General features: G+C 72.0%; 15 protein-coding genes. 4 read left to right on the top strand and 11 right to left on the bottom strand.

The window, feature by feature from the left end; genetic code table 11:
* Nucleotides 1-173: 173 nt before the first annotated feature.
* The 6 genes from cobT to ACIP89_RS32320 form a co-directional block, all read right to left on the bottom strand.
* Entirely contained in the window at nucleotides 174-3665 is a 3492-nt protein-coding gene (gene cobT / locus ACIP89_RS32345) for a nicotinate-nucleotide--dimethylbenzimidazole phosphoribosyltransferase (protein ID WP_402117970.1), read from the bottom strand.
* A gap of 333 nt (nucleotides 3666-3998) precedes the next feature.
* Nucleotides 3999-5237 (bottom strand): precorrin-6y C5,15-methyltransferase (decarboxylating) subunit CbiE, encoded by a 1239-nt coding sequence (gene cbiE / locus ACIP89_RS32340; protein WP_402117969.1) that lies wholly within the window; start codon nucleotides 5235-5237, stop codon nucleotides 3999-4001.
* A 104-nt stretch (nucleotides 5238-5341) separates the two neighbouring features.
* Nucleotides 5342-6019 (bottom strand): GNAT family N-acetyltransferase, encoded by a 678-nt coding sequence (locus ACIP89_RS32335; RefSeq protein WP_401930080.1) that lies wholly within the window; start codon nucleotides 6017-6019, stop codon nucleotides 5342-5344.
* Between the two features lie 101 nt (nucleotides 6020-6120).
* Complete coding sequence (locus ACIP89_RS32330; protein WP_401930078.1) at nucleotides 6121-6987, bottom strand: MetQ/NlpA family ABC transporter substrate-binding protein; 867 nt, start codon at nucleotides 6985-6987, stop codon at nucleotides 6121-6123.
* Nucleotides 6988-7058: 71 nt separating this feature from the next.
* On the bottom strand, nucleotides 7059-7730 hold the full coding sequence (locus ACIP89_RS32325; RefSeq protein WP_024488849.1) for a methionine ABC transporter permease: 672 nt from the start codon (nucleotides 7728-7730) through the stop codon (nucleotides 7059-7061).
* Nucleotides 7727-8785, bottom strand: coding sequence for a methionine ABC transporter ATP-binding protein (locus ACIP89_RS32320; RefSeq protein WP_402117967.1), 1059 nt, complete (start codon nucleotides 8783-8785; stop codon nucleotides 7727-7729). Before ACIP89_RS32320 ends, ACIP89_RS32325 begins: the two co-directional genes overlap by 4 nt.
* Nucleotides 8786-9359: 574 nt before the next feature.
* Between ACIP89_RS32320 and ACIP89_RS32315 the strand changes: the two genes are divergently transcribed.
* A complete protein-coding gene (locus ACIP89_RS32315) occupies nucleotides 9360-9719 on the top strand; it encodes a hypothetical protein (protein WP_073737483.1) in 360 nt (119 codons plus the stop codon).
* Between the two features lie 2 nt (nucleotides 9720-9721).
* Entirely contained in the window at nucleotides 9722-10159 is a 438-nt protein-coding gene (locus ACIP89_RS32310) for a hypothetical protein (protein ID WP_024488852.1), read from the top strand.
* A 34-nt stretch (nucleotides 10160-10193) separates the two neighbouring features.
* Here the strand turns inward: ACIP89_RS32310 and ACIP89_RS32305 are convergent, their stop codons facing one another.
* The 3 genes from ACIP89_RS32305 to ACIP89_RS32295 form a co-directional block, all read right to left on the bottom strand.
* Entirely contained in the window at nucleotides 10194-10697 is a 504-nt protein-coding gene (locus tag ACIP89_RS32305) for a GNAT family N-acetyltransferase (protein WP_401930270.1), read from the bottom strand.
* A gap of 37 nt (nucleotides 10698-10734) precedes the next feature.
* Nucleotides 10735-11301: a sigma-70 family RNA polymerase sigma factor gene (locus tag ACIP89_RS32300; RefSeq protein WP_401930336.1), complete on the bottom strand. Its 567-nt coding sequence runs from the start codon at nucleotides 11299-11301 to the stop codon at nucleotides 10735-10737.
* A 129-nt stretch (nucleotides 11302-11430) separates the two neighbouring features.
* Nucleotides 11431-12603, bottom strand: a complete 1173-nt coding sequence (locus ACIP89_RS32295) for a glycerophosphodiester phosphodiesterase (protein WP_402117965.1) — start codon at nucleotides 12601-12603, stop codon at nucleotides 11431-11433.
* Nucleotides 12604-12835: 232 nt separating this feature from the next.
* On the opposite strand from ACIP89_RS32295, the gene ACIP89_RS32290 reads away from it, so the two are divergent.
* A complete protein-coding gene (locus ACIP89_RS32290) occupies nucleotides 12836-13507 on the top strand; it encodes a lysophospholipid acyltransferase family protein (protein WP_311306720.1) in 672 nt (223 codons plus the stop codon).
* A 131-nt stretch (nucleotides 13508-13638) separates the two neighbouring features.
* Here the strand turns inward: ACIP89_RS32290 and ACIP89_RS32285 are convergent, their stop codons facing one another.
* Nucleotides 13639-15183, bottom strand: coding sequence for an MFS transporter (locus ACIP89_RS32285; RefSeq protein ID WP_401930069.1), 1545 nt, complete (start codon nucleotides 15181-15183; stop codon nucleotides 13639-13641).
* Nucleotides 15180-15731, bottom strand: coding sequence for a TetR/AcrR family transcriptional regulator (locus tag ACIP89_RS32280; RefSeq protein WP_401930067.1), 552 nt, complete (start codon nucleotides 15729-15731; stop codon nucleotides 15180-15182). Before ACIP89_RS32280 ends, ACIP89_RS32285 begins: the two co-directional genes overlap by 4 nt.
* A 545-nt stretch (nucleotides 15732-16276) precedes the next feature.
* Between ACIP89_RS32280 and helR the strand changes: the two genes are divergently transcribed.
* Nucleotides 16277-18424, top strand: coding sequence for an RNA polymerase recycling motor ATPase HelR (gene helR, locus ACIP89_RS32275; RefSeq protein ID WP_402117963.1), 2148 nt, complete (start codon nucleotides 16277-16279; stop codon nucleotides 18422-18424).
* Nucleotides 18425-18470: the final 46 nt, after the last annotated feature.

The following is an 18470-nucleotide window of genomic DNA, read 5'->3' as shown; positions in this document are numbered from 1 at the left end:
TGGTGCGGGTTCACGATACGGGGCCGGGTGGGACGCCGGGTCCGGCCCCGGGGCTCCGCGCCGGACCCGACGCCTCGGACGCCGGCGGGGCTGGATCTCGCGGACGGGGTCCGGGGAGATCGAGAAGCGGGGGTCCGGGGGCAGCGCGCCCCCGGACCCGCGCGGGCGGCGTCCTACTTCTCCGTGACGCCCGCCGAGTCGAACGTCGCCACCTCGTGCATCGCGCGGGCCGCGCTCTGCACGATCGGCAGCGCGAGCAGTGCGCCTGTTCCCTCGCCGAGGCGGAGGTCGAGGTCGACCAGCGGGCGCAGGCCCAGCTTGTTGAGCGCGGCGACGTGGCCGGGCTCGGCGCTGCGATGGCCCGCGATGCAGGCGGCCAGGGCCTCCGGCGCGATGGCACGGGCCACCAGGGCCGCGGCCCCCGCGCTGACACCGTCGAGGATGACCGGCGTACGGAGCGAGGCCCCGCCCAGGAGGAACCCGGCCATCGCCGCGTGCTCCAGGCCTCCGACGGCCGCGAGCACGCCGATCGGATCGGCCGGGTCCGGCCGGTGGAGATCGAGCGCGCGGCGGACCACGTCGACCTTCCGGGCGTGCATCTCGTCGTTGATGCCGGTGCCGCGACCGGTCACCTCCGCCGCGTCCATCCCGGTGTACACGCAGATCAGGGCGGCCGACGCCGTCGTGTTGGCGATGCCCATCTCACCGGTGAGCAGGCCCTTGTTGCCGGCCGCGACCAGGTCGCGGGCGGTCTCGATACCGACCTCGATCGCCGCGAGGACCTCCTCGCGGGTGAGCGCGGGGCCGGTGGTGAAGTCGGCCGTCCCGGCGCGCACCTTGCGGGGCAGCAGTCCGGGCGTCGCGGGCAGCTCCGCGGCCACCCCGACGTCGACCACGCACACCTCGGCGCCGACCTGGGCCGCGAAGGCGTTGCAGACCGCGCCGCCGCCGAGGAAGTTGGCGACCATCTGGCCGGTCACCTCCTGCGGCCACGCCGTGACGCCCTGGGCGTGCACCCCGTGGTCGCCGGCGAAGATCGCGACGGCGGCGGGCTCCGGAATCGGCGGCGGGCACATCCGGGAGAGCCCGGACAGCTGCGCCGAGATGATCTCCAGCATGCCGAGCGCACCGGCCGGCTTGGTCATCCGCTTCTGGCGCTCCCAGGCCTCGCCGAGCGCCTTGGCGTCCAGCGGCCGGATGTTGGAGATGGTCTCCTGCAACAGGTCGTGCGGCTCCTCGCCGGGCAGGGCGCGGCGGCCGTACGTCTCCTCGTGGACGACCCACGACAGCGGGCGGCGCTTGGACCAGCCCGCCTGCATCAGCTCGGGCTCCTCCGGGAACTCGTCCACGTAACCGACACAGAGGTACGCGACGACTTCGAGGTGCTCGGGCAGGCCGAGGGAACGGACCATCTCGCGCTCGTCGAAGAAGCTGACCCAGCCGACGCCGAGCCCCTCGGCCCGTGCGGCGAGCCACAGGTTCTCGACGGCGAGAGCCGAGGAGTACGGGGCCATCTGCGGCTGGGTGTGCCGGCCCAGGGTGTGGCGGCCGCCACGGGTCGGGTCGGCGGTGACGACGATGTTGACCGGGGTGTCGAGGATCGCCTCGATCTTCAGTTCCTTGAACTGCTTCGCCCTGGCCTTGGGGAGCGACTTGGCGTAGGCGTCGCGCTGGCGCTGCGCCAGTTCGTGCATGGAACGCCGGGTCTCCGCGGAACGGATGACGACGAAATCCCAGGGCTGCGAGTGCCCGACACTGGGCGCGGTGTGCGCCGCCTCCAGGACCCGCAGGAGTACCTCGTGCGGGACCGGGTCGCTGCGGAAGCCGTTGCGGATGTCACGGCGCTCACGCATGACGCGCAGGACGGCCTCGCGCTCGGCGTCGTCGTAACCGGGCGCGGGGGGCGAGGTGACGGGCGCCTCCTCGGCCTCCGGCTCGGCTTCGGCCTCCGGAAGGACCTCGGGTGCTTCAGCAGTCGCTTCAGCAGATGCTTCGGGCGCGTCCGCGGTCTGGATGTCGTTCACGGGCTCCGGCTGAGCGGGCTCCGACAGAGCGAGCACCGGCTCGGGGGCGTTCTGCGGTACGACCTGCTCAGGCTGTTCGGCGGCGGGCGCGGCCTCTGTCACCTGCGCAGACGCGGCTTCCGTGCTGTCGGTCAGGTCCGGGGTCTCGATCACCTCGGGACCCGTCTCGGCCTCCGCCACGGGCGTCCCGGCGGCCTCCGCCACCTCTGCCGCCTCGACCGGCACGGGCTCCATGGCGAACGTCCGGACCTCGGGCGCGGCCTCCACGACCGCCTCGGGCTCGACCGGCTGCTCGACGACCGGCGTCGCGGCCGCCGGCTGCGGGGCGGTCGGCAGCGAGTCCTCCGCCGGGACGAACCGGCCCAAGGAGGCACCGTCCGGCACGGGCTCCACCGGCGGCGCGTCGACGACAGCCGCCTGGACCGGAGCCACGTCGGTCTGAGCCGCCTCGGTCTGAGCCGCCTCGGCCTGAGCCACGTCGATGGGCCCCACCTCTGCGGGAGCCACCTCTGCCGGAGCCACCTCTGCCGGAGCCACGTCCACGGATGCCGCGTCCACGGACGCTGCCTCGACCGGTGCCGCCTCGGCAGGCGGCGCGTCGACCACAGCCTCGACCGGTGCCGGTGCGGACCGGGCCTCCGGCTCCGGCTCCGGCGGGGCCTCGACCGGAAGCTCCGCCGGGACCTCCGTCACCGCCGGAGCGGCGGCGGGCTCCTCGGACACGCTCTGCGCGGCCGCGGGTACCGGTGCGGCTTCGACGGGCCGGGCGGCGGGCACGGGCTCTGCGGCCGCCTCCGGGACGACCGTTTCTGCTTCCGGCTGCGGCTCCTGAGCCACCGCCGTTTCTGCTTCCACGGCGACCGGCGCGGCCGCCTGCTGCGGCGGCTGGGCCGCCCACTGGTTCCCCTGCGGCGGGATCTCGCCGAGCTGCGGGCCCGGCAGCGCGGCCGACTCCTCGGCCGTCATCTCGAAGTACTCGGGTTCGGCCGTGACCGGTCCCGCGTGCCGTGCGGGCGCGGGCGCCGGAGCGGGCGCCTGGGCCTGGGCCTGGGCCTGCGGCGCACCCGCCGGGCCCCGGTCCGCGAGCGAGCGGACCACGCCGCCGCCCGACGTGCCGCCGTAGCCCGGCTCGGGCGAGGCCGGTCCGCGGTGCAGCGGCCGGCGCACGGGCGCCTGGGTCTGGGCCACCGGCATCTGGGCCTGCGCCGGCGCCGGAACGGGCGACGGGATGCGGACGCCGCTGAGGTCGACGGAGCCCGAATCACGGCCGCCGGTCTCGTGGGTGCCCCGGCCGGTCCGCGGCAGCGGCTCCGCGGGAGCGTGCATCGCGTACGCGGGCACCTGGACCTGCGCCTGCTCCTGGAGCTGCACGGGGCCCTGCGCCGGAACCGGGCCGTGGTTCTGCTCCGGGTGGTTGTCGCCCGACGGCCGCGACGGGTAACCGCCCTGCTCGGGCAGGGCGGCCTGCGGCTCGCTCCAGGCGCCCTGGGGGCTGGGCATCAGCAGAAGGTCGTCGTCCTCTGGCGCTTGCTCGGAGGGATCGAGGAAGGTGTAGCCGTCCGGGGCGGGGACGCCCGGCTGCTCCACCATGCCTGCGTTCTCCGGCAGTCCCTCGCCCGGGATCCGGCCGGTGTCACTCATGCGTACCCCTCGCCCATCGTCAGTGCTCCTTCGGCCCTTCGCCCGGGTCGCCCGAACACGGCACACAGGCGCTCGTCCAGTGGAACGAGCCGGCGCGCCGCGCGGCACGAAACGGTCGCGGACATACTGCATTCTCGCGGTCGTTCGCCGCCGCGGCAGCTCATTTCGCCACGGCTCGCTGTGGACTGCGCCACGTTGCGCGTCCCCCGGTTCCGCCGTACCACAACGGGGACCAAAACGGTCCCCTTTTCCGGACATTGACCAACGAAGCGACGATGATCCGGGCGCGGTGCAACGATCGGCCAGCCTACCTCCCGCCGTGTGCCGACAGGGTCAGGGGGCGAGATCCGAACGCAGTGCGGACAGCAGGAAGACGACCGAGCGTTCGCGCTCCGACCATGCGGACGTGTCGAGTTCGACGGACTGCAGGAGCGAGCAGGCGACCGTGTATCCGTTCTCGGTGAGGGCGGCGCCCAGCGCCTCGGCCTCGTCCCGGGTCGAGGCGTGGGTCACGATCCGCTCCGGCCTGCGGTCCGCGACAGCGGTGACGACGGGGACGCCGCCGCCCCCGATCCGCACCACGTCGGGCTCGGGCAGCCTCTCCAGCACGTGCGGGGCACGGCCCTCGACCACCTGGAGCTGGACTCCGAAGGCCCGCGCCGCCGCCGCGGTGCGGTCGCAGGCGTCCCGGTCGCTGTCCACGGCGAGGACCGCGGCGCCGAACCGGGCCGCCTCCACCGCCAGGGCGCCGCTGCCCGAGCCGACGTCCCAGACCAGGTCGCCGGTCCGGGGTCCGAGGTGGGCGAGCTGGGCGGCGCGCAGACTGGGGGTCTCGCCCTCGCCGCTCTCCGCCACGGGTTCCGCTCCCTCGCCCCGGTAGGCACCGGCGGGCAGCGCCCAGCCGCGTACGCCCCGGGGGTAGGCGGGATGGCGGCCGGCGATCCACGCTCCGTCAGCCCGCTGTTCGGGGCCGCCGCCGATGACGATGACGACGTTGGGGTCGCGCCAGACGTGGTCGGCGGCCGTGTCCGAGGTGACGACGGTGACCTGTTCGCGGGTGGTGCCGAGCTCCTCGCAGATGACGAACGTGCGGTGGACGCCTTCGAGCAGCAGGGCCAGTTCGGCGGGGCCCGCGCCGGGCGAGGTGAGGACGGCCACCTTGTGGTGCGCACGGCACACGTTCACCGCGCGGCGCAGGGTGCGGGGGTGCGCGACGACGGTCTGGGCGTCCTCCCACGGCATGCCGGCGCGGGCGAACGCCGTGGCGACGGCGGAGACGGCGGGCACCACCTCGACTTCGAGTCCGTGTTCGGGCGCGCGCAGGCTGCGCACGACGCCGAAGAACCCCGGGTCGCCGTCGGCGAGGACCACGGCGCTGCCCCGGTGGCCGGCGATCCGCCGGGCGGCCAGGTCGATCGAACCGAGCCGGATCCGTTCGGCGCCGTGCGGCACTTCGGGCAGTGCGAGGTGGTGGGCGGCGCCGGCGACGAGCGTGGCGGCCGAGAGTGCGGCGGTGGCCGCTCTCGTCAGTGGTGAGCCGTCCCAGCCGATCACTGTGACCCGGTCGGCCATCTGTCGTCAGTCTCCTGGAGTCGGTGCAGGGGGGATGGTCGCCCGGGGGCGGGGCACGGCGGGATCACCCGGTCCGTGCCGGTGCGGTGCGGGCCGGGGAGGGGTCAGTTCCAGTCGTTGTACGTACCGTATCCACCGGCGTCGGCGAGCTGCTCGGCGACTCCCTCCAGGTCCTCGGGGAGCAGGCCCCAGACGATCAGGTCGGTCCTGATGTCGGCCCATCCGCCGTCCTCGGTCTGCGAGCGGGCTATCCGGGCGTTGCGCAGGATGCCCTCGCTGATGCAGCCGAGTTTCTGGGCGACCTGCTGGGAGGCGGTGTTGTCGGCGGCGGTGCGCAGCTCTATGCGCTCGAAGCCCTGGTCGCGGAAGAGCCACTGGGCGAGGGCCAGTACGGACTCGGTGGCGTATCCCTCGCCGCGTGCCCACGGGGCGGTGATGTAGGCGGCCTCCGTGGCCAGCGTCCGCCAGTCGGTGTTGCGCAGCCGGACCGAGCCGACGAGGCGCTGGGTGAGGAACTCGGTGACGGCGAAGACGATGCCGTCGCCCTTGGTGCGCTGCGCGGGGGCGATCCTGCGGACCCAGCGTTCCGCGTCGACCTGGGTGTAGGGGTGGGGTGCCTCGGTCCAGGCCGTGACGAGTTCGTCGTTCATCATCTCGATGTACGCGGGGACGTCAGCCATGTCGAAGGGGCGCAGCACCAACCGATCCGTGCTGATGGAGATGTCCGGAAAGGTGGAAGTCATGCGCAGCTCCATGCCGAAGACCGTGTAAAGGCACAGCATGCAGCATCGGGCCGGGCCCGTGCATGGGCGGGTCCGCACGGCGGAGCCCCGCACACCCGGGCGGGGTGTGCGGGGCTCGTCGGGCAAGTGCCGCGCGGGGGTCAGGACTTGGCCGCGGATCCGAAGGCCGGGATGACCGAGCCCTGGTAGCTGTCCTCGATGAACTTCTTGACCTCGTCGGAGTGCAGGAGCTTCACGAGCTTCTGGACGCGGGCGTCCTTCTCGTCGCCCTTCTTCACGGCGACGATGTTGGCGTACGGGTTGCCGTCGGCCTTCTCGATGGCGAGGGCGTCGGTGGCGGGCTTGAGCTTGGCCTCGATGGCGTAGTTGCCGTTGATGACGGCGGCGTCCACGTCGTTCAGGGCGCGGGGGACGGTCGCGGCCTCCAGCTCCTTGAACTTGAGGCCCTTCTTGTCGGTGATGTCGCTCAGCTTGGCGCTGGTGCCGACGCCGTCCTTGAGGGTGATCAGGCCCTTGTCCGCGAGCAGCTGGAGCGCGCGGCCCTCGTTGGTGGTGTCGTTCGGTACGGCGACGGTCTGGCCGGACTTGATGCCGTCCAGGTCCTTGACCTTGTGGGAGTAGAGGCCGAGGGGCTCCAGGTGCACGGTGCCGACGGAGACCAGGTGGGTGTTGTTCTTCTTGTTGAAGTCGTCGAGGTAGGGCTGGTGCTGGAAGAAGTTGGCGTCGACCTGGCCGGTCTCGGTGGCGGTGTTCGGCAGGACGTAGTCCGTGAACTCCTTGACCTCCAGCTTGAGGCCGGCCTTGTCCGCCAGGTTCTTCTTGACGAAGTTCAGGATGTCGGCGTGCGGCGTCGGGGACGCGGCGACGACGAGGGCCTTGGAGGTGTCGGCCTTGGCGCCGGTCTCGCTCTTGGACGCCGGGTCGGAGTCCGTGCCGCAGGCGGTGAGGCCGAAGGCGAGGGCGGCGGTGGCGGCGGCAGCTGCGGTGATCTTGATGTTCTTGCGCACGAAGAGTGCCTCTTTCGGGTGGTGATGGTGGTACGCCCGGACAAGGAGTGCGGGCTCGGAGGAGGGAAGTCTCAGGAGGTGGTGCGGCCGCGGCGGGCCAGCAGGCGTACGGCGGTGTCGCCGATCAGCTGGATCACGGTCACGATGACGATCAGGAGCGCGACGGTGATGAGCATGAACTGGTTGTCGAAGCGCTGGAATCCGTAGGTGACGGCCTTGGAGCCGAGCCCTTCGCCGCCGACCGCTCCGGCCATCGCGGAGTAGCCGATGAGCACGATGACGGTGGTGGTGACACCGGAGACGAGGGAGGGCAGCGCCTGCGGCAGCAGGACCTTGCGGACGATCGTCGGGATGGAGCCGCCCATGGACTGGACGGCCTCGACGAGCCCGTGGTCGACCTCGCGGACCGCCGTCTCGACGAGCCGGGCGAAGAACGGGATGGCGCCGACGGCCAGCGGCACGATCATCGCGGTCGGGCCGATGAAGGTGCCGACGACCCAGGTGGTGAAGGGGATCAGGGCGATCAGCAGGATGATGAACGGCAGCGAGCGGCCGATGTTCACGATCACGCCGATGACCTTGTTCACCGGGGTGTTCCGCAGCAGCCCGCCCTTGTCGGTGAGGACCAGCAGGACGCCGAGCGGCAGTCCGACCAGGACGGTGACGACCGCCGACCACAGGACCATGTAGAGGGTGTCGACGGTGCCCTGCGTCAGCAGCGGCTGCATTTCGGACCAGGTCACTTCGCCACCTCCTTGGTGAGCGGTGCGGGAGTCGGTACGGGTTCGGCGTCCGTGTTCTCGACGACCTCGGCCTGGAGCCCCTGTTCGCGCAGGAAGCCGATGGGCACGACGTTCTCCTCGAACGGGCCGGGCAGCTCGATCCGCATCCGGCCGATCTGCCTGCCGCCGACGGTGTCCATCGCGGCCCCCAGGATCGATATGTCGATGTTGTACGTACGGGAGAGCTGCGAGATCACCGGCCGGGCGGCGGCATCACCGTGGAAGGTGACGTCGACGACCGTGCTGCCGGGTCCGGAGGCGCTGCCGCCGACCGGGAACAGCTCGTGGGCGAGTTCGGAGCCGGGGGTCGCGAGCAGTCCGCCCACGGTGCCGGACTCGACGAGGCGGCCCCCGCGCATCAGCGCGGCGGAGTCGCAGACGGTCTTGACGACGTCCATCTCGTGCGTGATGAGCAGGACGGTGAGGCCGAGCTGCTGGTTGAGGTCGCGCAGCAGTTGGAGGATGGAGCGGGTGGTCTCCGGGTCAAGGGCCGAGGTCGCCTCGTCGGAGAGCAGCACCTTGGGGTCGCCGGCGAGTGCGCGGGCAATGCCGACGCGCTGCTTCTGGCCGCCGGAGAGCTGGCCCGGGTAGGCCTTGGCCTTGTCGGAGAGGCCGACCAGGTCGAGGAGTTCGAGGGCCTTGCGGGTCCGTTCGCGGCCGGTGACGCCCAGGATCTCCAGCGGGAGCTCGACGTTGTCCCGCACGGTGCGGGAGGCCAGCAGGTTGAAGTGCTGGAAGACCATTCCGATGCGGCTGCGCGCCTCGCGCAGTTCCCGGCCCGCCCGGCGGCCGCGGCCCGCGAGGGCCGTCAGGTCCTGCCCGGCCACGGTCACGGTGCCGGAGGTGGGGCGCTCCAGCAGGTTGACGCAGCGGATGAGGGACGATTTTCCGGCGCCGCTCTGTCCGATGACGCCGTACACCTCGCCCTCGCGGACATGGAGGTCGACGCCGTCCAGAGCGGTGACCTCGCGGTCGCGCGACTGGTAGACCTTCGTGAGGCCCGTAGTGGTGATCACAGGGGTTTCCGTCACTGTCGAGTGCACGGCGCGGTGTCCGCCGGGCACGGGGCATTCGTCCGGTGGGGCTGTTCGGACTTCGATCGGACGTTTCGAGCGGGGTCTCGGCACGGCCCGGCGCGGTGGTGACCGCGGGGCGGCGTGCCGGAGCAGGCTCGTTCCGCTGGGTGCGGACGGCTCGGGCTCGGTCTCGCTTCGGGGCGCGAGGCTCAGGCGGGGGCCCTCAGAAGGCGCGCATTCGACACATACAACGAGCACCGGGCGTCGTGATCGCCTCGGTCGCAAGGGTGCGGCTGCTCGTCGTGGTCATGTCCCAAGTAAAACAGACGTAACGGTCCACCCCGACCGGATGTCCGAATAGCGGACGGCCGTGGATGGCGTACCGGCCGCGCTGCGTCGGGCGTCTCGATTTCCTTCCGCACCGCTGTGACCTGCACAGATACGGGGACCGGGCGACCGGTGACGCGATCGGCCGCCGGAACGGCCCGGCCCTGTCCTGTGGCCAAGGCCACGATCGCCGTGCGGGTGCGGGGGCGCACGCGGCGGGCGGTCCGGCCCGTAATACCCTCGGCTCATGCTTGACGCCCTGACGATCGCGGTCGGCGTGGCCGCCCTCGCCCTCGCCGCCTGGTGCGGATTCGCCGCCTACCGGGACCAGCCGACCAAGGACTGGCACTTCATCGGGATGGCCGTGGTCTCGGTGCTCGCGCTGGCCCAGCTGGTGGTGGGGATCGTGCAGCTGGCCCGCGGTGAGCGGCCGGAGCAGGGCATGACCATCTTCATCGCGTATCTGGTCGGGGCCTTCCTCGCCGTACCGGCGGCGGGGTTCCTGTCGCTGAGCGAGCGGACCCGCTGGGGTTCGGTGACGGTGGCGGCGGGCGCGGTCGTACTGGCCGTTCTCGAAGTACGGCTCTACGACATCTGGGGAAACTGACCGTGACCGACACCGATAGCACCCCCGCGGCGGACACCGGCGAGAAGAAGCCCTTCGACCTGGGCACCGGTCCGGGCCGGGTACTGGTCTGGTTCTACGGCGTGTTCACCGTGGCGGCGGCGTCCCGTTCGATCGTGCAGATGATCCTGGACTTCGGCAAGGCACCGCTGGCCTATGTGCTGTCGGCGGTGGCCGCGCTCGTCTACGGCTTCATCACGTATTCGCTGGTGCGCGGCGGGGAGCGGGCGCGCAGGACGGCGCTGGTGTGCTGCGCCGCCGAGCTCGCCGGGGTGCTGATCGTGGGTACGTGGACGCTGGCCGAGCCGTCCGCGTTCGCGGATGCCACCGTCTGGTCGGACTTCGGCGCGGGCTACCTGCTCATCCCGGTGATCCTGCCGGTCACCGGGATGATCTGGCTGCGCCGCGCGAGGACCGCGTAGGCGCCGGGCACGGACCGCGTAACCGCCGGCCGGGTCAGGCGCTGGTCACGTACGCGGCGGCCGAGGCCTCCTTCTCCAGCAGGATCATCCGGACGCCGTCGTGGCCGGTGGCATTGCCCACGGGGGCGTAGCCGGCCCGGCGGTAGAGCCGCAGGTTGCCTTCACTGAGGTGCCCGGTGTGCAGCTGGAAGCGGGTGGCCGAGCGCTGGTCCGCGAGGCCGGATTCCGCGGCCCGCAGCAGCCGGGCGCCGAGGCCGTGCCCCTGGAGCCTGGGGTGGACGCAGAGCCGTCCGATCAGTCCGACGCCGCCCTGGTCGGCGGAGCCGCGGACCGTGCCGACGACTTCCTCACCGAGCCGGGCCACGAACACCAGGTCCGTGGAGATTTCGGCCCGCAGCGAGTCGAGGGTCTGGACGAGTGGGTCGATCCGGTAGTTCCCGTACAGCTCCGCCTCGCTCTGAAAGCTGAGGTACTGGAGCTTCAAGATCTGTTCGGCGTCCTGTGTGCCCGCCGCCGAGATGATCACGCTCATGCCCATCCGCGCATGCCTCCCGCTCATCTGATCCGCCGGTTGTCTACCGCTCCTTTCCCCGCGGTTCAGGAGCTACAACCTCCGCCGCCAGCATTCTGCGCAGACATCCAAGGCATCGGGAACGGATCGGGCCCAAACTCCCCTGTGACATAGCCAACTCCCCTGCGATCTCCCGGTAGGTGGGATCGTTCGGAGCCAGCAGCGCGGTCAGCAGCCGGGCGCAGCGGGCCGGGAGCCGGTCGACCGCCGCGCGCAGTAACCGGCGCTGGTCGGCGCCGGCGAAGGCCCGTTCCGGGGAGCCGGCCGGATCGGGGGCGGTCTCGTCACGGTAGGGCCGTTCGTGGCGGACGGTGCGGCGGGCCCGGCGGGCCTCCCCGCGCACGGTGTCCCGGACCCAGCGGGCGGCGTCCTTCGGCGGTCCCTGCTCGGGCAGCCGTTCCAGCAGCCTCAGCCAGACGGCCTGTTCGAGATCGGCGCGGTCGACGGCCGCGCCGGTGGCCGAGGCCGCCGCCTCGGCCCCGGCCTCGGCGCTGACCAGCGGGTACAGGGTCCGGACGACGGTTGCCGGAGCGGGCCGGGACGGTGCCGTGGAAAGATCGAGAAGCGTCATGCACCCACCCGACGCGGGTCTGCGGCGGCCGGTTGCCGAACCGGCGCCGCACCACCCGACCGGGGCACACCCGGCCGGATGCTGACGGGCCCGTGCCCCGCCGGGCGGCCAACGGTCGGGGCGGGTCCGCTACTTGCCCGTGAAGTCCGCCGCCGCGAGCAGCGCCGTGTCCGGGTTGTCGGAGAAGATCCCGTCGATGCCCGTCGCGAAGTACGCGGCGAAGGCGCCGAACGCGTCGCCGTACGCGTTCGGGTCGCTGCCGCGCCGGAAGTCCGCGGGCAGGAAGGTGTTCTCGTTGCGCATCGTGTAGGGGTGCAGGATCAGCCCCTTGGCGTGCGCGTCGCGCACCAGGGTGGTGGGCTTCGCGAGCCCGCCGGACGCGTCCTTGGGGATGATCAGGTCCAGGGTCGGCCCGATGCCCTGGGCGAAGGACGCCATCCACTCCAGGCCCGCGGGCTTCACCAGGTCGTCGGTGGTGCGCGGGTCCCCGGTCGCCGTGAAGTCCCAGGGCCGGGTGCCGGTGCCGGAGAGGAGGACGACGCGCGGAGTGGCGACGAGCTTCGACAGCCGCTGGATGCTGCTGGGCTCGAAGGACTGGAGGATGAGCGGCGACTGGGCACGGTGGCGGTCGTAGCGGCGCAGCAGCTTGACGAGGCGTTCCTCAAGACCGAGGCCCAGTCCCCGGAAGTAGGTGGGGTGCTTGGTCTCGACGTACAGCCAGACCGGCTTCCCGCGCTTGCGGCCCTCGCGGTCGGCCCAGCGCAGGACCTCCTCGAAGGTGGGGATCTCCCAGCGGCCGTCGTACAGCGTGTTCTTCTGGCGGTTGCCCGGGATGCGTTCCTTGGCCCGCAGCGTCTTCAGCTCGGCGAGGGTGAAGTCCTCGGTGAACCATCCGGTGAGCGGGATGCCGTCGACCGACTTGGTGGTCTTGCGGCTCGCGAACTCGGGGTGGGCGGAGACGTCGGTGGTGGCGGTGATGTCGTTCTCGTGGCGGCAGATGAGGTGCCCGTCCCGGGTCGGCACCAGGTCCTGCTCGATGACGTGGGCGCCCATGTCGAGGGCCAGCTGGTACGAGCCGAGGGTGTGTTCCGGGCGGTATCCGCTGGTCCCCCGGTGTCCGATGACGGTCGGCACCGGCAGGTCGAGGCGGTGTCCGGAGCCGCCGTGGCCGCCGGAGCGCTCCGTGGTGTTCCCGGCGGCCCGCGCCGTCCCGGACAGGCCGACGGCCGCGGTCCCGAGGACGGCTGCTCCCACGCCCATGACGGTCCGTCGTCCGGGTGTGGCGTGCGCACGCTCTGTCATGAATGCTCCTCGCATATGATGTCCGGCATCTGTCGAGCGGGGCCCGAGCGTAGGCAGCCCGGCCGTCCGGACGGCGGCACCCGGGCCAACGTGGCGCAAACACACGTCAACACCGCGTATCCAATGCGTGAACCCGATGTGCGATCAGCGAGTACCCACGAGTATCGTCCTCACCTGCATGGACCACTCAATCCGTCGCTCGGCCGGCCCGGCCACTACACCGGAGGAACCGTTGTCCCGACTCGCACTCATCAAGGCAGTGCTCGGACCGATCCTGCGCCTGATGTTCCGGCCGCGGGTGGAAGGCATCGAGAACATTCCGGGAACCGGGCCGGTGATCCTGGCGGGAAACCACCTCACGTTCATCGACTCGATGATCATGCCGATCTGCTGCGAACGGCCGGTGTACTTCATCGGCAAGGACGAGTACGTCACGGGCAAGGGCCTCAAGGGCCGCCTGATGGCCTGGTTCTTCACGGGTGTCGGCATGATCCCGGTGGACCGGGACGGCGGCCGCGGCGGTGTCGCGGCGCTGATGACCGGACGCCGGGTGCTGGACGAGGGCAAGGCCTTCGCGATCTACCCGGAGGGGACCCGCTCCCCCGACGGCCGCCTGTACCGGGGCCGGACGGGTATCGCGCGGCTGACGCTGATGACGGGTGCGCCGGTCGTGCCGTTCGCGATGATCGGTACGGACAAGCTCCAGCCGGGCGGCTCGGGTCTGCCCCGGCCGGGCAAGGTCACGGTGCGCTTCGGTGAGCCGATGGAGTTCTCCCGCTACGAGGGCATGGACCGCGACCGCTATGTGCTGCGGGCGGTGACGGACTCCGTGATGGCCGAGGTGATGCGGCTGTCCGGTCAGGAGTACGTCGACATCTACGCGACGAAGGCCAAGGCCGCCTGAGCCCGCTCGGTACGCAGAAGGGTCCGTACCCCGCTCGGGGGTACGGACCCTTCTGCGTACCGGTTCCACCCGCCCGGCCCAGGGGGTTGTTCAGGGCCGGGCCGCGGCCTCCGGGGAGCACCGGACGGCCGTCAGTCGTGCACGATGCCTTCCTCCAGCTCCTGGCCGCGCAGCAGGAACCAGGCCGCGACCGCCGTCGCCAGCAGGACGGCGGCGCCCACGGCGGAGGCGAGCCGCAGCCCGTCGACGAACGCGTCCTGGGCCGCGGAGACCAGGTCCGCCCCCTGCTGCCCGGTGAGCGTCTTGGCCGCCTCGACGGCGCCGCCCAGTGAATCGTGGGCGGCCGACGAGGTGCCGGCCGGTACCCCCGCCGGAGTGGCGAAGCCCTGGTAGACCCCGGTGACGACGGAGCCGAGCAGGGCGATGCCGAGCGCCGCGCCCAGCTCGTACGCCGTCTCGGAGACCGCGGACGCGGAGCCCGCGTGCTCCTTGGGGACACTGGAGAGGATCACGTCGGAGGTCACGGTGAAGGCGAAGCCCGCGCCCACGCCCACGACCAGCAGCAGAGCGCCGATCAGCGGGTACGCGGTCTCCTTGTGGATCGCGGCGACCGCGGCCAGCGACAGTCCGATGGCCCCGAGGCCCCCGGACACCACGGACCGCACCGAGAACCGGCGGGCGGTGGTCCCGGCCAGCAGGCCGGCGGTGACCGCGCCGACGGCGGCGGGCAGTTCGGCCAGCCCCGCCTCCAGCGGTCCCCGGCCCTGGACCAGTTGCAGGAACTGGGAGAGGAAGAAGACCAGCCCGGACAGGCCGAGGATGGTCAGCAGGTCCGCGAGCACGGCGCCGGAGAAGCCCCGGTGGTGGAAGAGCCGCATGTCCAGCAGCGGCGCGGTCAGGCGGAACTGCCGGCGTACGAACCAGACGAGCGCGGCCGCACCGCCGACGCCCGCGAGCGCGACCGGCCAGCTGGTGCCGTGCGCCGCCAGCTCCTTGATGGCGTACACGACTCCGATCATGCCGACCAGCGAGAGGCCGACGCTGACCATGTCCCACGGTCCGGGCGCGGGGTTCTTCGACTCGGGGATGAGCTTGATCCCGACGACGACGAGCACCGCCATGACCGGCAGGTTGATGAGGAAGACCGAGCCCCACCAGAAGTGCTCCAGGAGGAATCCGCCGACGACCGGGCCGACCGCCGCGCCGGCCGAGGCCATCGCGCCCCAGATGCCGATGGCGAGGCTGCGTTCGCGCGCGTCGTGGAAGATGTTGCGGATCAGCGCGAGGGTGGACGGCATCAGGGTGGCGCCGGCGACGCCGAGCAGGGCCCGCGCCAGGATCATCATCTCCGGTGTCATCGCGTAGGCGTTGAGCACCGAGACCGCGCCGAAGGCGGTGGCTCCGCAGAGCAGCAGCTTCTTGCGGCCGATGCGGTCACCGAGGCTGCCCATGGAGACCAGGAGTCCGGCGATGACGAAGGAGTAGACGTCACCGATCCAGAGCAGCTGGGTGCCGGTGGGCTCCAGGTCCTCGCTGAGGAACGGGGTCGCCAGGCCGAGCACGGTCGCGTCGACGGCGACCAGCAGCACGGCGAGCACGAGCACGGACAGCGCGATCCACCGCCCGGGGCGGCGCAGCTCGGTCGGGGGCTCCGGGTGCTGTTCCATGCTGCTCATTGCTCCACGCTCCGGCGTGCGCCGCCGAGCAGCAACTCGACGATCATGTGCTGGAAGTCCTGCGCGGCCACCCGTCCGACCTGGACGGCCCAGGCGCAGCTGCTGATGAGCCCGTAGAGGGCCTCGGTCAGCCAGGCGGGGGTCAGGTCGATGCGGATCTCGCCGCGCTCCTGGCCGCGCCGGAAGAAGGCGGAGACCCGGGCGTCCAGCCGGTCCCAGCCCTCGTTCACCTCGGCACCCTCGAAGAGCTGGTTCTCGGTGACGAGGAAGGAGAGCAGTCCGGCACTCGGCTCGACGGCCGCGACGAACCGGCGCAGCGCCTCCTCCGAGGTGCCCTCGTCGAGCCCGGCCCGGTCGAGCGCCGCCCCGAACTCCTGGATGCCCAGCTCCTCCAAGGCCCTGACCAGGGCGTCCCGTCCGGCGAAGTGCCGGTGCAGGGTGGCGCGTCCGATACCGGCGGCCTTGGCGACCTCGTCCATGGTGGCGGTCGATTTACGGGTCAGCAGGGCGGCGGCGCTGCGCAGCACCTGCTCACGATCGAGAGTCATGAGACGAGACTAGCCCACGTGAGACAGCAGCGTCTCATTCGGGGTACCGACGGGGTACGGGAGCGGTCGCGTGCCGCGAGGGGTCACAGGAGAGCTGCCGCGTGCCGCGGGGAGCCACAGGAGCGGGAACGGCAGCAGGAGGCTGCTGTGCGGGGTCGAGATCGGGTCGTCCGTCATCCGGTCGTCGCGCCGGGCGGTGAGGGGAGCGGGCCACCGGCCCGTATCGTGGTGATCGGTCCCGGAAGTGCCGGGCTCCGGCCGGAGGGTCGTGAGCACGAACCCACTCCTTGCCACTTTTAACTTATAGCGCATGGGGGGGCTTGCCACAAGGCCCCCGTCATGGCGCAGAATCATCGGCCGAAGGCCAGTATTTTGCGGAGACGGGTGAGTCAGGGAGTGCGTGTGCTGTTGTCGGCCTGCGGGTCGCGCGGTGTCACCGGACCGCTGACAGAACTCGTCCCGTCATGGCCACCAGGTACATCCCGCCGGTCCAGGCGCCCCACCGCACGCATCGACTGCGAGCGGTCCAGTTCGGAGCTGATGACGTGAACCCCCTGACCACCAGCGCGTTCGACCTTCCCGACCGCCTCTCCCCCAAGGCCGATCCGGCCCTGATCGCCGGCGACGAGGAGCACTTCGCGGCCATCGCGGAGTGCCTCGACGAGTCGATCTCCGAGCTCACCGAGCGCCTCGCCGCCGAGCGCAGGACGCCCGGCGGCGCCGGCCGGCAGGCGATGGACCGGGACGTGGAGATCCACCGGCTGACCGCCCGCCTGCGCGCGCTGCGCCGCTTCGGCCTGGACCTCTGCCTGGGGCACATGGTCGCGGCGGACGACGGCGAGCCCCTGTTCGTCGGACGGCTCGGCCTCACCGACAGCTCGGGCCGCCGGCTGCTCATCGACTGGCGCTCCCCCGCGGCCGAGCCGTTCTTCGGCGCCACCCACGCCAACCCGATGGGCCTGGCGAGCCGCCGCAGGTACCGCTGGACCCGCGGCCGGATCAGCGACTACTGGGACGAGGTCTTCACCTCGGAGGGGTTCGCCGGGCACGCCGCGCTCGACGACCAGTCCGCGTTCATCGCCAGCCTGGGCAGCAACCGCTCGGCCCGGATGCGGGACGTGCTGGGCACCATCCAGGCCGACCAGGACGCCATCATCCGCGCGGGCTCGCGCGGCGCGCTCGTCGTCGACGGAGGCCCCGGTACCGGCAAGACGGTCGTCGCCCTGCACCGGTCCGCCTACCTCCTCTACTCCGACCCGCGGCTCGGCCACCGGCGGGGCGGCGTCCTGTTCGTCGGACCGCACCAGCCCTACCTGGGCTACGTGGCCGACGTGCTGCCGAGCCTGGGCGAGGAGGGCGTGCAGACGTGCACCCTGCGGGACCTGGTGGCCGAGGGAGCCGCCGCGGGGCCGGAGGCCGACCCGGAGGTGGCCCGCCTGAAGTCCTCCGGAAAGCTGGTGGCGGCGGTCGACGCGGCCGCCAGGTTCTACGAGGAGCCGCCCGCGAAGGGGATGACGGTCACCACCCACTGGTCGGACATCGAGCTGACCGCCGCCGACTGGGCCGTGGCGTTCGACGCGGCGGAACCCGGCACTCCGCACAACGAGGCGCGCGACCAGGTCCGCGACGAGCTGCTCACGATCCTGGTCGAGAAGCACGAGGGCGACGTCTCGGACGCCGTACTGCGCAAGTCGCTGCTGAAGAACCGGGAGCTGCTCACCACCTTCGACCGCGCCTGGCCGCTGCTGGAGGCGGCCGACGTCGTCGGGGACCTCTGGTCGGTCCCCGCCTACCTGCGCAGATGCGCCCCCTGGCTCAGCCGCGACGAGGTGTCCCGGCTCCAGCGGGAGGACGCCCAGGCGTGGACGGTGTCCGACCTGCCGTTCCTGGACGCGGCCCGGCAGCGGCTGGGCGACCCGGAGGCGTCCCGCCGCAGCCGCCGGCACCGAGCGGCGCTCGCCGCCGACCGCGAGCACATGGACAAGGTCATCGACACCCTGCTCCAGGCGGACGACGACGGTGAGGGCGCCGTGACGATGCTGCACGGGAAGGACCTCCAGGAGGCCCTGGTCGACGACAGCGGGGTGCCCGGCACCGAACCGGACCAGCTCGCCGGACCGTTCGCGCACGTCGTCGTGGACGAGGCCCAGGAACTGACCGACGCGGAGTGGCAGATGCTGCTGCTCCGGTGCCCGTCCGGGAGCTTCACCATCGTCGGGGACCGCGCCCAGGCCCGGCACGGGTTCACCGAGTCGTGGCAGGAACGGCTGAGGCGGGTCGGGCTGGACCGGATCAGCCTGGCTTCCCTGAGCATCAACTACCGGACGCCGGAGGAGATCATGGCGGAGGCCGAGCCGGTCATCCGGGCCGTGCTCCCGGACGCCAACGTGCCCGCCTCCGTCCGCAGCGGCGGGCTCCCCGTCACGCACGGCTCCACGGCGGACCTGGGCCCGGTCCTCGACACCTGGCTCGCCGCCAATACCGACGGGATCGCCTGCGTCGTCGGCGATCCCGGGTTCGAGCCGACGGCCCGGGTCCGGTCGCTGGCCCCGGAGCTGACCAAGGGGCTCGAATTCGACCTGGTCGTCCTCATCGACCCGCAGACGTTCGGTGAGGGCATCGAAGGAGCAGTCGACCGCTATGTCGCGATGACCCGGGCGACCCGGCAGCTCGTCATCCTCACCAGCCCCTGACGCCGGGAGCGCACGCCCGCCCCGGCGTCGGGGGGCGGGCGCGGCG

It is taken from the genome of Streptomyces sp. NPDC088730, assembly GCF_044751215.1.
GTDB lineage: Bacteria > Actinomycetota > Actinomycetes > Streptomycetales > Streptomycetaceae > Streptomyces.
Note: the sequence above shows the minus strand (reverse complement) of the source record. Positions and strands in the feature narration are given on the sequence as shown.